Source organism: Gordonia sp. UBA7599 (genome assembly GCA_002477755.1).
Lineage (GTDB): Bacteria > Actinomycetota > Actinomycetes > Mycobacteriales > Mycobacteriaceae > Gordonia.
The window spans coordinates 1-13,535 of record DLKD01000057.1 but is presented as its reverse complement, the minus strand read 5'-3'; the positions used below and the strand labels follow the sequence as shown (position 1 = coordinate 13,535).

At 68.0% G+C, this 13,535-nt stretch carries 12 protein-coding genes and 1 riboswitch; of the genes, 7 read left to right on the top strand and 5 right to left on the bottom strand.

The window, feature by feature from the left end; translation table 11 throughout:
• Positions 1 to 34: 34 nt before the first annotated feature.
• The 3 genes from B4L26_RS07195 to B4L26_RS07185 all read left to right on the top strand — a co-directional run bounded on the left by B4L26_RS07195 (position 35) and on the right by B4L26_RS07185 (position 4,081).
• Entirely contained in the window at positions 35 to 271 is a 237-nt protein-coding gene (locus B4L26_RS07195; protein WP_290717500.1) for a type II toxin-antitoxin system VapB family antitoxin, read from the top strand.
• A complete protein-coding gene (locus B4L26_RS07190; RefSeq protein WP_290717498.1) occupies positions 268 to 660 on the top strand; it encodes a type II toxin-antitoxin system VapC family toxin in 393 nt (130 codons plus the stop codon). Before B4L26_RS07195 ends, B4L26_RS07190 begins: the two co-directional genes overlap by 4 nt.
• 70 nt (positions 661 to 730) lie before the next feature.
• A complete protein-coding gene (locus tag B4L26_RS07185; protein ID WP_290717496.1) occupies positions 731 to 4,081 on the top strand; it encodes an error-prone DNA polymerase in 3,351 nt (1,116 codons plus the stop codon).
• A gap of 74 nt (positions 4,082 to 4,155) precedes the next feature.
• Here B4L26_RS07185 and B4L26_RS07180 read toward each other — a convergent pair whose 3' ends face one another.
• On the bottom strand, positions 4,156 to 5,304 hold the full coding sequence (locus B4L26_RS07180; protein ID WP_290717494.1) for an RtcB family protein: 1,149 nt from the start codon (positions 5,302 to 5,304) through the stop codon (positions 4,156 to 4,158).
• A 160-nt stretch (positions 5,305 to 5,464) separates the two neighbouring features.
• On the opposite strand from B4L26_RS07180, the gene B4L26_RS07175 reads away from it, so the two are divergent.
• Positions 5,465 to 6,832, top strand: a complete 1,368-nt coding sequence (locus B4L26_RS07175) for an FAD-binding oxidoreductase (protein ID WP_290717492.1) — start codon at positions 5,465 to 5,467, stop codon at positions 6,830 to 6,832.
• A gap of 13 nt (positions 6,833 to 6,845) precedes the next feature.
• Here the strand turns inward: B4L26_RS07175 and B4L26_RS07170 are convergent, their stop codons facing one another.
• Positions 6,846 to 7,310: a tRNA (cytidine(34)-2'-O)-methyltransferase gene (locus B4L26_RS07170; protein ID WP_290717490.1), complete on the bottom strand. Its 465-nt coding sequence runs from the start codon at positions 7,308 to 7,310 to the stop codon at positions 6,846 to 6,848.
• A 62-nt stretch (positions 7,311 to 7,372) separates the two neighbouring features.
• Between B4L26_RS07170 and B4L26_RS07165 the strand changes: the two genes are divergently transcribed.
• Together B4L26_RS07165 and B4L26_RS07160 are read left to right on the top strand one after the other, a co-directional pair.
• Positions 7,373 to 8,239 carry a bifunctional methylenetetrahydrofolate dehydrogenase/methenyltetrahydrofolate cyclohydrolase gene (locus B4L26_RS07165; RefSeq protein WP_290717488.1) on the top strand — a complete coding sequence of 289 codons (867 nt, stop codon included), beginning with the start codon at positions 7,373 to 7,375 and terminating at the stop codon, positions 8,237 to 8,239.
• Position 8,240: 1 nt separating this feature from the next.
• Complete coding sequence (locus B4L26_RS07160; protein WP_324550286.1) at positions 8,241 to 8,663, top strand: DUF3017 domain-containing protein; 423 nt, start codon at positions 8,241 to 8,243, stop codon at positions 8,661 to 8,663.
• Positions 8,664 to 8,668: 5 nt separating this feature from the next.
• On the opposite strand, the gene metX is transcribed toward B4L26_RS07160, so the two are convergent.
• From metX to B4L26_RS07145, 3 genes are all read right to left on the bottom strand, one after another.
• Positions 8,669 to 9,859, bottom strand: a complete 1,191-nt coding sequence (gene metX / locus B4L26_RS07155; RefSeq protein ID WP_290717486.1) for a homoserine O-acetyltransferase MetX — start codon at positions 9,857 to 9,859, stop codon at positions 8,669 to 8,671.
• A 25-nt stretch (positions 9,860 to 9,884) separates the two neighbouring features.
• Complete coding sequence (locus tag B4L26_RS07150) at positions 9,885 to 11,204, bottom strand: bifunctional o-acetylhomoserine/o-acetylserine sulfhydrylase (RefSeq protein WP_290717484.1); 1,320 nt, start codon at positions 11,202 to 11,204, stop codon at positions 9,885 to 9,887.
• Between the two features lie 56 nt (positions 11,205 to 11,260).
• A riboswitch (SAM riboswitch) is annotated at positions 11,261 to 11,376 on the bottom strand.
• 80 nt (positions 11,377 to 11,456) lie between these two features.
• Positions 11,457 to 12,407 (bottom strand): acyl-CoA thioesterase, encoded by a 951-nt coding sequence (locus tag B4L26_RS07145; protein WP_290717482.1) that lies wholly within the window; start codon positions 12,405 to 12,407, stop codon positions 11,457 to 11,459.
• 372 nt (positions 12,408 to 12,779) lie between these two features.
• Between B4L26_RS07145 and B4L26_RS07140 the strand changes: the two genes are divergently transcribed.
• Positions 12,780 to 13,535 (top strand): NADP-dependent isocitrate dehydrogenase (locus B4L26_RS07140; protein WP_290717547.1); only part of this gene is annotated, 756 nt, incomplete at its 3' end.

Genomic DNA, 13,535 nt, shown 5'->3' with positions numbered 1-13,535 from the left:
ACCATTACTCCGGTAGGAAGGTACCACTATGGCGATGAACATCAAGAACCCGCAAACCCACGAGATGGTCAAGCAAATCGCGCGGCTCACCGGTGAGAGTCAGGAGGCCGCGGTGTGCTCCGCGGTTGAGGTGCGGCTACGAGCATTGCTGGCTGACGAGCGCGCGCAGCGGATCCTCGAACGCGGGGTGGAGGTCGGCGGGTTGCTCGGGCTGGTGCCCGGCACGGATCCGACTGTCGATCTCTACGACGAGGACGGCCTGCCGCAATGATCGTCGACACCTCCGCGGTCTTCGCGATCCTTGCGGGTGAGGGCGATGCCCGACGGTATGCGGACGCACTTGCGGCAGGCGCTTCGGTTATGTCGGCCGGTACGTACCTGGAGTGTGGGATCGTGGTCGATCGCAAGGGGCTTCCGCAGGTTGGCCGGGCGTTCGACTCGTGGTTGCGGACGGCGGAGATTGAGGTAGTTCCGGTCAGCGTCGAGCAGGCCCGCATCGCCCGCCGAGCGTACGCGGACTTCGGAAAAGGGGGTGGCCACCGTGCGCAACTGAACTTCGGTGACTGCTTTGCCTATGCGCTGGCGGTAGAGCGCGATGAGCCGCTGTTGTTCAAGGGGGATGACTTTATCCATACCGGAATACGGTCTGCGCTGCGATGACGGCGGTCTGAAGGCGACCGACCGATCACAACCTCTCACTACACGAACATATGTTCGATAGAATGGTTCGATGGGTTGGCACAACGGCCCGCCGAGCTGGGCGGAGATGGAACGGGTGCTGTCGGGACGCCCGAGACGCGACGGTGCGCGCCCGGGGGAGAGCTTCCCACCGCCCTACGACCAGCACGCCGATGGTCACACCGACGACGAGGGCGTGCCCGACGGCGGAGACTCCCCGGCGTGGTCGCGCAAACGTGAGGCCTATCTCGCCGATGAGACGGTGCGCCCGATCCGGTCGACGACGGCTTTCGCCGAACTCCACGCCCACAGTGCATTCAGCTTCCTCGACGGGGCGTCATCGCCGGAGGAGATGGTCGAAGAGGCGGTGCGCCTGGATCTGAAGGCACTCGCACTCACCGACCACGACGGCTTCTACGGCATCGTCCGCTTTGCCGAGGCTGCGCGTGAATTCGGATTGCCGACGGTGTTCGGGGCCGAGCTGTCACTCGGATGGTCAAGTGACAGCGAGGTGGGAGCGGCTGTATCACGACCCGCGATTCGAACCGGGGTCCCCGACCCGCCCGGCGAGCATCTGCTGGTCTTGGCGCGGGGCCCGGAAGGCTATCGAAGGCTGTCACGGACGATCGCGGCCGCACACATGCGCGGCGGGGAGAAAGGGCAGCTGCACTACAACCTCGACGAATTGTCGTCGAATGGGCAGACGGGCGACTGGTTGATCCTCACCGGGTGCCGCAAGGGGGCGGTGCGCCGAGCACTCGACCGTGGTGGGTCCAAAGCCGCACGTCGAACACTCGATGAACTGATCGAGCGTTTCGGCCGCGACAACGTCGTCGTCGAACTCACCTCGTCGGGTCTGCCCGACGACGACGAGCGCAACGCGGTCTTGGCGGCGATCGCCGCCCGATCCCGGCTCCCCGTCGTCGCCACGACCGGCGCACACTTCGCCGGGCCGGATCGTCGTCGGCTCGCGATCGCGATGGCCGCGATCCGCGCCCGCACCGACATCGAGACGATCGACGGGTGGATGCCCGGCGTCGGAGGAGCACACCTGCGCAGCGGCGACGAGGTGGCCGGCCTGCTGCGCGCGCACCCCGACGCCATCGACAACGCGGTACAGCTGGCCGCCGACTGCGCCTTCGAACTGGGTCTCATCGCACCGCGACTCCCACCGTTCGACGTACCTGACGGGCATACCGAGTCCAGCTGGCTGCGCGAACTCACCCGACGCGGGGCACTGCGCCGCTACGGCAGCCCCGCACAGCACCCGGCCGCCCACCGGCAGATCGAGCACGAACTGGCGATCATCTCTCAACTCGACTTTCCCGGCTATTTCCTCGTCGTGCACGACATCGTCGACTTCTGCCGTCGCAGCGACATCCTCTGCCAGGGCCGGGGCAGCGCCGCGAACTCGGCGGTGTGTTTTGCGCTGGGCATCACGTCGGTAGACCCGGTCGCCAACCACCTGCTGTTTGAGCGCTTCCTCTCGCCCGAGCGCGACGGTCCACCCGACATCGACGTCGACATCGAGTCCGACCGTCGAGAAGAGGCCATCCAGTACGTGTACGGCAAATACGGCCGCGACTACAGCGCGCAGGTCGCCAACGTCATCACCTACCGTCGGAAATCAGCCGTGCGCGACACCGCGCGCGCCCTCGGTTACGCGACCGGGCAGCAGGACGCATGGAGCCGGATGCCCGACGAGGCGCCCGACGACGTCACCGCCCTCGCCGCGCAGATCCGCGGCCTGCCCAGGCACCTGGGGATCCATTCGGGCGGCATGGTGATCTGCGACCGTCCGATCGCCGACGTGTGCCCCACCGAATGGGCGCGGATGCCGGGCCGCAGCGTGCTGCAGTGGGACAAGGACGATTGCGCGGCCATCGGCCTGGTGAAGTTCGACCTCCTCGGGCTGGGGATGCTCTCGGCGCTGCACTATGCGATCGACCTGGTTGCGCAGCACAAGGGCATCGACGTCGACCTGGCGCGCATCGACCTGACCGAGACGGACGTCTACGACATGCTGTGCCGGGCCGACTCGGTCGGGGTGTTCCAGGTGGAGTCGCGTGCCCAGATGGCGACGCTGCCGCGGCTGAAGCCGCGCACCTTCTTCGATCTCGTCGTCGAAGTCGCACTCATCCGACCCGGTCCGATCCAGGGCGGGTCGGTGCACCCCTACATCCGTCGCCGCAACGGTCGTGAGGAGGTCCGCTACGACCATCCGGCGCTGGAGCGGTCGCTGGAACGCACCCTGGGCATCCCGCTGTTCCAGGAACAACTGATGCAGATGGCCGTTGACGTCGCCGGGTTCAGTGCGGCACAGGCCGATCAGCTGCGCCGCGCGATGGGCTCCAAACGTTCGCCGGAGAAGATGGCTGCGCTGCGGCAGAATTTCTTCGACGGTATGCGCGAACTCCACGGCATCACCGGCGAGACCGCGGAGCGCATCTACGAGAAGATGGCCGCCTTCGCCAATTTCGGCTTCCCGGAGAGTCATTCGCAGAGCTTCGCGTCGCTGGTGTTCTACTCGGCCTGGTTCAAGCTGCACCATCCGGCCGCATTCTGCGCCGCATTGCTGCGCGCCCAACCGATGGGGTTCTACTCGCCGCAGTCGCTGGTCGCCGACGCCCGCCGGCACGGTGTGGTGGTGCACCGACCTGATCTGAATGCCTCGCTGGCCCACGCCACGTTGGAGGAGGCGGGGACCCAGGTGCGGCTCGGGCTCGCCGGGGTGCGCTCGCTCGGCGACGAGGCGGCCCAGCGGATCGTCGACGAGCGCACCGCACACGGGCGCTTCGCCGACCTCGACGACGCGGCCGCCCGCGTCGAACTGTCGCAGACACAGTGGGAGGCGTTGGCAACCGCGGGCGCGCTGGATGCGTTTGGACTGACCAGGCGCCAGGCGTTGTGGGCGGCGGGAGAGGCGGCGAGGCATCGTCGCGATCAGTTGCCGTTGCGCGCCGGTTCGGCGGCACCGGAACTGCCGGGTCTCTCCGCGGTAGAGCTGGCCTCCTCCGATGCGTGGGCCACCGGCATCACCCCGACGAGCTACCCGACGCAATACCTGCGCCCGCGGCTGGCGGCTCTGGGGGTGGTGCCGGCCGACCAACTGCTCGCCGTCGACGACGGGGATCGCGTCCTGGTCGCCGGTGCGGTGACCCACCGGCAGCGCCCGGCAACGGCGTCGGGCGTCACGTTCATCAACCTCGAAGACGAGACCGGCATGGTGAACGTGGTCTGCTCGGTGGGCCTGTGGCGTAAGTACCGCGAATTGGCGCACACCGCGACGGCTTTGGTGGTGCGCGGCAAGGTGCAGAACGCCGAGGGCGCCGTCACCGTCGTCGCCGATCGGCTGCAGCGTCTGGACCTGCGCGTCGGCACGAGGTCGCGGGACTGGTGTTGAGAAGTGCCTTTGCGCCGACGTTTGTGACCACTATGTGGTCACAAACGTCGGCACTCTGACATTTCAATCTCGGGTCACCCCTTCACGCACACCACTTGGCGCAGGTGCGCGACGACCTCGACGAGATCGGTCTGCGCCGCGATCACCTCGTCGATGTCCTTGTAGGCGGCCGGGATCTCGTCGACCACGCCGAAGTCCTTGCGGGACTCGACACCGGCCGTCTGCTCCACCAGGTCGGCGGCGGTGAACGTCTTGCGCGCCTTGGAGCGGCTCATCCGACGCCCCGCACCGTGCGACGCGGAGTAGAAGGACTCTGCCGATCCGAGTCCGCGCACGACGTAGGAGCCGGTGCCCATGGACCCGGGGATCAGCCCCAGGTCGCCGGTGCCCGCGCGGATCGCCCCTTTGCGGGTGACCAGCAGTTCGATCCCGTCGATCTCCTCGACCGCCACATAGTTGTGGTGGCAACTGATTGGCTCGTCGAACCGTACTTGACGGCCCGGGAAACTCTCCCGCACCGCCGCACACACCAGCGCGAGCATCACCGCGCGATTACGCGCCGCGTACTCCTGCGCCCACTCCAGGTCGCGGCGGTAGGCGTCCATCTCTGGTGTCCCGGCGACGAAAACGGCGAGGTCGCGGTCAGGCAGATCGGTGTTGTGCGGCAGCTTCGCCGCCACCGCCATATGCCGATCGGCCAGCTCCTTGCCGATGTTGCGGGAGCCGGAGTGCAGCATGATCCAGACGGCACCCTCGTCGTCGAGGCAGACCTCGATGAAGTGGTTGCCGCCACCCAGGGACCCCATCTGCCGCTGGGCACGCGTGTCGAGCTGGCGCACGCCGCGGTGCAGGTCGGTGAACCGCTTCCAGAACGGGTCCCAACTGCCGCTCGCTCCGCCCCCGGCACCGAAGTGCAGGCGGGCCGTGTTGACCGGGGAGTCATGGCCGTGTCGTCCGACGGGCACCTTGGCCTCGATGGCGCTGCGCATGCCGGACAGGTCGTCGGGCAGGTCGGCCGCGACGAGGTCGGTCTTCACCGCGGCCATCCCGCAGCCAATGTCGACGCCGACGGCGGCCGGGCACACCGCGACCCCGTGGACCCACGGCAGCCGCGACACCCGGCGCAGCTGGTCGAGGGCGGCGGCCTCGATGGAGGTCTCCTGTGCCCACAGCAGCGTGGGTGCGGTAGCTCCCGTCAGTGACACGGGGAATTGCGCGTTCATGGATCTTCCGATGTTCGTTGTTCTCGTGCCGCCGGTCGGCGGCCCGACAACGGTACGAAAGTGCTGGCCAAGCGTCGAACGAATATCGGGATGTGCCTTTGCGTCGACGTTTGTGACCACTATGTGGTCACAAACGTCGGCGCTCTGACAGGCTGGGTCGGTGACGAATTCCGGACTGCTCGATTCCCTGACTGCCGAACTCGGTGACGTGGTCATCACCGACCCGGACATCCTCGCCTCCTACCGGCAGGACCGCGCCGAGGATCCCGACGCCGGGACGCCGCTGGCACTACTGCGCCCCCGCACCACCGCCGACGTGCAGACCGCAGTCCGGTGGTGCGCGGCGAATTCGGTGCCCATCGTCACCCGCGGCCAGGGCACGAGCCTGTCCGGCGGCGCCACCGCCGTCGACGGTGCCGTGATGCTGACCACCGAGCGGATGAGCACCATCGTCATCGACACGGCCACCCGCACCGCGGTGTGTGAACCCGGTGCCCTGAACGCCGAGGTGAAGGCCGCCGCCGCCGCGGAGGGTCTGTGGTATCCGCCGGACCCGTCGTCGTTCGAGATCTGCAGTATCGGCGGCAACGCGGCCACCAACGCCGGCGGGCTGTGCTGCGTGAAGTACGGCGTCACCGTCGACTATGTGCTGGCGCTGGAAGTGGTGCTCGCCGACGGCCGCGCGATCCGCCTGGGCGGCAAACTCCTCAAAGACTCGGCGGGCCTGCCGCTGACCAAGCTGTTCGTCGGCAGCGAGGGACTGCTGGGCATCATCACCGAGGTCACCGTCCGGCTACTGCCGGCGCAGCCCCCGGCCAGCACGGTCGTGGGCACCTTCGCCAGCGTCGGTGACGCCAGCCGGGCGGTCCTCGCCATCACCGGGCGCATCCGTCCGGCGATGCTCGAATTCATGGACGCGGTGTCCATCAACGCCGTTGAGGACATGCTGCACATGGATCTGGACCGCAGCGCCGGGGCGCTACTGGTGGCCCAGTCCGACGCTCCGGGTGAGGCAGGTGCCGCCGAGATCGCCATCATCGAGCAGGCGTTCCGCGATAACGGTGCCGGGGATGTCTTCTCCACCGACGACCCCGACGAGGGGGAGATGTTCACCGCGGCCCGCCGCGCCGCGATCCCCGCCGTCGAACGGCTCGGATCGCTGCTCCTGGAGGACGTGGGCGTGCCCCTGCCTCAGCTACCGACGCTGGTCGAGGGGGTGGCAGCGATAGCCGCGCAGCGCGACGTCGTGATCTCGGTGATCGCGCACGCCGGTGACGGCAACACCCACCCGCTGATCGTCTTCGACCCCGCGGACTCCGATCAAACCGAGCGCGCCCACCTCGCATTCGGCGAAGTCATGGAGTTGGCCATCAGCCTCGGCGGCACCATCACCGGCGAGCACGGCGTCGGCCGGCTCAAGAAGGGCTACCTCGCCGCCCAAGTCGGTGACGACGTCATGGAACTGACCCGCACGATCAAACAGGCACTGGACCCGCAGGGGTTGCTCAACCCCGGTGTCATGCTCTGAACCGCTCGGCTTCTCAGACCGCGCCGTCGAATCCGTTCTGGCGCCACGCCTCATAAACGGCCAGCGACGCCGAGTTGGCGAGGTTGTGCGATCGGCGCGCCGGCAGCATCGGGATGCGCAGGCGGTCGGTGAGGTGCGGGTCGGCGAGCATCTCCTCGCTCAGCCCCGTCGGCTCCGGGCCGAACATCAGCACGTCGCCGGGCCGGTACTCGACGTCGGTGTAGAACCGCGTCGCATGCGCGGTGAACGCGTAGACGCGTTCCGGAGTCAGTGCCGCCCACGCGGCGTCGAGATTCGGGTGAACGGTCACGTGCGCCATCTCGTGGTAGTCGAGTCCAGCCCGCTTGACCTGCGCGTCAGTCATCTGGAATCCGAGCGGTTCCACCAGGTGGAGCTCGCATCCGGTGTTGGCGGCCAGCCGGATCGCGTTGCCAGTGTTGGGCGGGATGGCCGGCTGCACGAACAGGATGCGGAACACGTATCGCACGTTAGCGCACCGCCCGCCCGGGCACGGCGGGGCCGACGTGGAAGAATGGCCGCGTGAGCGCCATTCGACTCGACGGAATCGTCACCCGCGACGAGATCTTCGACGATCTGGCCGCGCGGGTCCAGCGGCTCAAGGCCGCGGGCATCGAACCCGGCCTGGGCACCGTCCTCGTCGGCGATGATCCGGGGTCGCAGTCCTATGTGAAGGGCAAGCACAACGACTGCGCGAAGATCGGCGTCAACTCGATCCGCAAGGACCTGACGGCCGATACGACGGCCGACGAGCTCAACGCGGCTATCGACGAGCTCAACGCCGATGACGCCTGCACCGGATACATCGTGCAGCTGCCGTTGCCGCGCCACCTCGACGAGAACGCCGCACTGGAGCGGATCGACCCCCTCAAGGATGCCGACGGCCTGCACCCGGTCAACCTGGGCCGCCTGGTCCTGGGGGAGCCGTCGACGCTGCCGTGCACGCCGCGCGGCGTCATCGCGCTGCTGCGCCGCTACGACATCCCGATCGACGGTGCCCGCGTCACCGTCATCGGCCGCGGCGTCACCATCGGCCGGCCCATCGGCCTGCTGCTCACGCGGCGCAGCGAGAACGCGACCGTGACGCTGTGTCACACCGGCACCCGCGACCTCGCGGCCGAGACGCGCCGCGCCGACATCATCGTCGCCGCCGCCGGAGTCGGGCACCTGATCAAGCCCGACATGGTGGCGCCGGGAGCGACGGTGATCGACGTCGGGGTCAGCCGCGGCGACGACGGGAAGCTGGTCGGCGACGTCCACCCGGATGTGTGGAAGGTGGCCGGTGCTGTGTCACCCAATCCCGGTGGCGTCGGGCCGTTGACCAGGGCATTCCTGTTGGTCAACATCGTCGAGCGCGCAGAGGCGCAGCTGGCGGCGCGGGAGGCCTGAGGTGAGCCGACCCGACGACGAGGAGCCCGCCGCCAAGGTGGCGGGCGCCGGCGAGTGGGCCACGACCCGGGCTCAGCCGCGGGTGCTGCCGCCGATCGAGGAGTTGCCGACCAACGAAGAGCGCGCCCGGTCGCTGCGCAAGGCGCGTGTCCGTCGCTGGTACCTCATGCAACTCCCGTACTTCTTCGTTCTGGGCGTCGTCGCGCTGGCGGTCGTGCTGGTCCTCGTCGACCGGTGGCGGCGCGGTGCCTTCGTGTTCGGCGGGGCGCTGGCATTGGGCGCGGTGCTGCGGGCGGTCTTGCCGACGAGCCGCGCGGGTCTGCTGCAAGTGCGCGGCCGCGTGTTCGACGTCTCGGCGCTGACGGCACTGGCGACCGTCGTGCTCTGGATGGCGTTCACGATCGATCCCTTGGGAACACGCTAACCGCGTCAGCGCGCGAGGGCGACCGTCTGGCGCAGGAGGTCGGCGATGGCGTCGAACTCGACGAGGAAGGCGTCGTGGCCGTACACGGACTCGACGACGCGCAGGCCGCCCACGCAATTGCCGAGCTCGCGGGCGAGCTCTTCTTGCAGGCGGATGGGGTAGAGCCGGTCGCTGTCGATGCCGCCGACGATGACCGGCGTCTGGCAGGAGCTCAACGCGGCGCGGACGCCGCCGCGCCCCCGCCCGACGTCGTGGTTGTTGAGCACCTCGGTGAGCGCGACATAGGACGCCGGGTCGAAGCGGGAAATGATCTTCTCGGCCTGGTGGTCGAGGTAGGACTGCACTGCGTAGCGGCCGTCGAGCAGCGTATCCTCGTCGCCCTGGGCCGAGTTTGCGAACCGCTCGTCGAGTTCGACCTCGTGGCGATAGGTCAGGTGCGCGATGCGGCGTGCCACGCCCATGCCCGTGGTCGGTGCGAAATCGGTTCCGTGGTAGTCGCCGCCCTGCCAGGCCGGGTCGGCCTTGATGGCCGCGATTTGCGTGGTTTGTGTGCCGATCTGATCGGCGGTGGCGCGGGCGCCGACCGCGAGCACCAATGCGGCGCGCGTGCGCTCGGGATAGGTGACAGCCCATTCGAGGGCGCGAGCACCGCCCATCGAACCGCCGACGGCTGCGGCCACCGACGTCACTCCGAGTTCGTCGAGCAGGGCGGCTTCAGCGCGCACCTGGTCGAGCACGGTCAGATGGGGGAATCGGGATCCCCACGGTTTGCCGTCGGGGGAGATCGACGAGGGGCCAGTCGACCCGTTGCACCCGCCGAGGACGTTGGCGGCGATGACGCACCACTCGTCGGTGTCGACCGCGGCCCCGGGGCCGATGAGGCCGTCCCACCAGCCGGCAGCTACGTGGTCGGCGTCGGCCGGCCCGGTGACGTACGTGTCAGCCGTCAACGCGTGCAGGACCAGCACGATGTTGTCGCGGGCCGCGTTGGGCCGCCCCCATCGCGAGAACGCCATGGTGACGTCCGGGATCGTCGCGCCCCCATCGAGCGCGATGTCACCGACTGAGACCCGATGGTAAGTGCCGTCGGGCGTCGACGCCCACTCCGCCTGGGGCGGATCATCCGTCGGCGCAGCCGCCGACGCCGGAACGGACGTGGCGTCCGCGCCGGGTCGGCGGTTGTGCAGGATGGTCACCTCGGCCTCGCTGATCGTGCGCTCCCTAGCCTTTGGCCGCCGCGAAACCCCGGTCTAGGTCGGCCAGGATGTCGTCGATGCCCTCGATACCGACCGACAGGCGGACCAAGCCCGGCGTGACGCCGGCGGCGAGTTGCTCGTCGGGGGTGAGCTGGCTGTGTGTCGTCGAAGCCGGGTGGATGACCAGCGACCGCACGTCGCCGACGTTGGCGACGTGGCTGTGCAGGGTCAGTGCATCGACGAACCGCTTGCCTGCATCGACACCGCCGTCGAGCTCGAAGCTGATGACCGAGCCGGTGCCCTTCGGGAGCAACTTGCCCGCCAGCTCGTGGTACGGCGACGAGTCGAGTCCGGCGTAGTACACGTCGGTGACCTGCGGGTGGTCAACGAGGTAAGCGGCCACCTTCTGGGTGTTCTCGACGTGGCGCTGCACGCGCAGGCTCAGCGTCTCGATGCCCTGCGCGATGAGGAAGGCGTTGAACGGCGAGATCGCCGCACCCGTGTCGCGCAGTAGCTGGACCCGTGCCTTGAGTGCGTAGGCGGGCGCGCCGAGGTCGACGAACTTGACTCCGCCGTAGCTCGGGTCGGGCTGGGTGAAGCCGGGGAACAAGTCCTCACCGTCACGCTGGGACGTCCAGTCGAACGTGCCGCCGTCGATGATGACTCCGCCGATGGAAGTGCCGTGACCGCCGATCCACTTGGTGGTGGAGTGCACGACGATGTCGGCACCGTGCGCCAGCGGGTTGAGCAGGTACGGCGTGGCCAACGTGTTGTCGACGATGAGGGGCACACCGTTGCGGTGGGCGACCTCGGCGACGGCCGAGATGTCGAGGATCTCGATCTTCGGGTTGGAGATCGTCTCCCCGTAGAAGGCGCGCGTGTTGGGGCGAACCGCAGCCTGCCAGGACTCCGGGTCATCGGGGTTCTCGACGAACGTCGTCTCGATACCGAACTTCGGCAGCGTGTAGTGGAGCAGGTTGTAGGTACCGCCGTAGAGGCGCGGGCTGGCGACGACGTGTCCGCCGGCCTCGACGATGTTCTGGATCGCGTAGGTCTCCGCGGCCTGGCCGGAGGCGACGAGCAGCGCGGCAACGCCGCCCTCGAGAGCGGCGAGGCGCTGCTCGACGACGTCCTGCGTCGGGTTCATGATCCGGGTGTAGATGTTGCCCGGCTCGGCCAGCCCGAAGAGGTTGGCGGCATGCGTGGTGTCGTTGAAGACGTACGACGTGGTCTGGTAGATCGGCAGTGCACGCGCGTTGGTCGCGGCATCAGCGGCCTGGCCCGCGTGGACCTGCTTGGTCTCGAAGCTCCAACCCGTCGTTGGATCGTCTTGTTCTTGCGACATGGTTCTCATTCACCTTCTGGTCGGTTCGGGTTTCCCCGGCCTGGGTCCGACCGTCGGACCCGCGCTTGCCGTGCGGACTGCGCCGCCTGGCCAGGTCATCACCCGGAGCACCCCACCGCGGTTGGAGGGTTGTCGATCAGCAAGCCGGGGCTTGACGCTGATTCTCTGGACCTGCCATCAAGGATATAACACGGTCACCCCACCGCTGGCGGGGTCTGGAATCGACGTGAACGGAAAGGCGCGGAGAAGGCGTCAGTGCACGTGGAGCGGGGCGCGGGGGACTTCTCGCCGCAGCCCGATAAGGGCGCGGGCATGCGCGTCGAGTGCGATGTCCTCGGCGGTTGTCGGTACCCAGGGCCGCACATCGGTCGCGTCGCCGTCGGCGTCGATTGCCGCGACGATCACCAGCGCGTGGCTGGTGTCGCGGAACTCACCGGTGCGCGGGTCGCCAGCGCTCATCCGGACGGCGATGTGCATGGTCTGACGGCCGGTGTGCAGCAGTCGGGAGCGGGTGCGCACGACGTCGCCGATGTGCACCGGTGCGTAAAAGCGCACGCCGCCGACATAGGCGGAGACGCAGTCCTGGCTGGCCCACTGGGTGGCGCACGTGTAGGCGGCCTCGTCCATCCATTCCATGATCCGGCCGCCGTGCGCGTTGCCGCCCCAGTTGACGTCGGTGGGGGCGGCCAGGAAGCGCATCTTCGCCTCCGGTGCGATGCCAGCGTCGCTGTAGGTGGTCGAGGCCATTTCGGCCTCGATCCGCTTGCGCAGGCCGATGCGGGCGATCGCGGCCTCGGCGTCGGCGATCTCTTGAAGCGTGCGGGGGCGCCACGGCGGCACCGCACGCGGGCGGCGATGTTCGTCCAGCGCGATGAACACGACGAGGCAGTCGCTCACCTCGCGGTACTCACCGGTGCACGGATCGGCCGAGGACACCGTGCACATCAGGTGCATGCTCGACGTCCCGGTGTAGACGATCCGGGCGGTGACCTCGACGAGGTCGCCGGCGCGGACATGGCGGGAGAACCGGACGTTGCCGACGTAGGCGGTGACGCAGTAGCCGCCCGACCAGGCTGCGGCACAGGCGTAGGCCGCCTTGTCGATCCAGTTCAGCAGTCGGCCGCCGCGCACCGCACCGCCCATCGAGGCGACGTCGGTGGGGGCGGCGAGGAAGCGCAGGGTCATCCGTCCGTTGTCGGTCATGGGCCAATGGTGAGGGGCCGGAAATCCTCACGACGCACCCGGTGCGGCACGTGCGGAGTCGGTCATCTGGCCGAAATCCATTCCTCATCCGTCCGTATCCTCAACCGCCGAATGGGCCCCGGAATCGCGTCCACCGAGCCCACAAATCGACCGACCGAGCGCTCGGGGATGCGGTGACGAACGCAACAATCCCACCGAGTAGACTCGGCAAACAGTACGGACGTTATGTTTGCGGTGAACAGCGGCGGACAGCACCGCGTACTAGGTTTAATCCATGCGGGTCGTCGACGTGTCACCCACGCCGCGGCCCTGCTGCTCCGACCCCGTCGCAGCCACCACTGCGCACCCGATGCCGAGGAGGGCACCAGCCATATGGGCAAGATCAAGGTCGAGGGAACCGTCGTCGAGCTCGACGGCGACGAGATGACTCGAATCATCTGGCAGTTCATCAAAGAGAAGCTGATCCACCCCTACCTCGACGTCAACCTCGATTACTACGACCTCGGCATCGAGCATCGTGACGAGACCGACGACCAGGTGACCATCGACTCGGCCCATGCCATCCAGAAACACGGTGTCGGCGTGAAGTGCGCGACGATCACCCCCGACGAGGCCCGCGTCGAGGAATTCGGCCTGAAGAAGATGTGGCGCTCGCCCAACGGCACCATCCGAAACATCCTGGGCGGCACGATCTTCCGCGCCCCGATCCTGATCTCCAACGTGCCGCGTCTGGTGCCCGGTTGGACCAAGCCCGTCGTCGTCGGCCGTCACGCCTTCGGCGACCAGTACCGCGCCACCGACTTCAAGGTGCCCAACGCCGGCACGGTGACCATCACGTTCACGCCCGACGACGGTGGCGAGCCCATCGAGCACGAGATCGTGAAGCTGCCCGAAGAGGGCGGCGTCGTGATGGGCATGTACAACTTCAACAAGTCCATCGAGGACTTCGCGCGGGCGTCGTTCAACTACGGCCTGCAGCGCAACTACCCGGTGTACCTGTCGACCAAGAACACCATCCTCAAGGCCTACGACGGTGCATTCAAGGACATCTTCCAGGACATCTTCGACCGCGAGTTCAAGGCCGAGTTCGACGCGGCCGGCCTGCACTACGAGCACCGCCTGATCGAC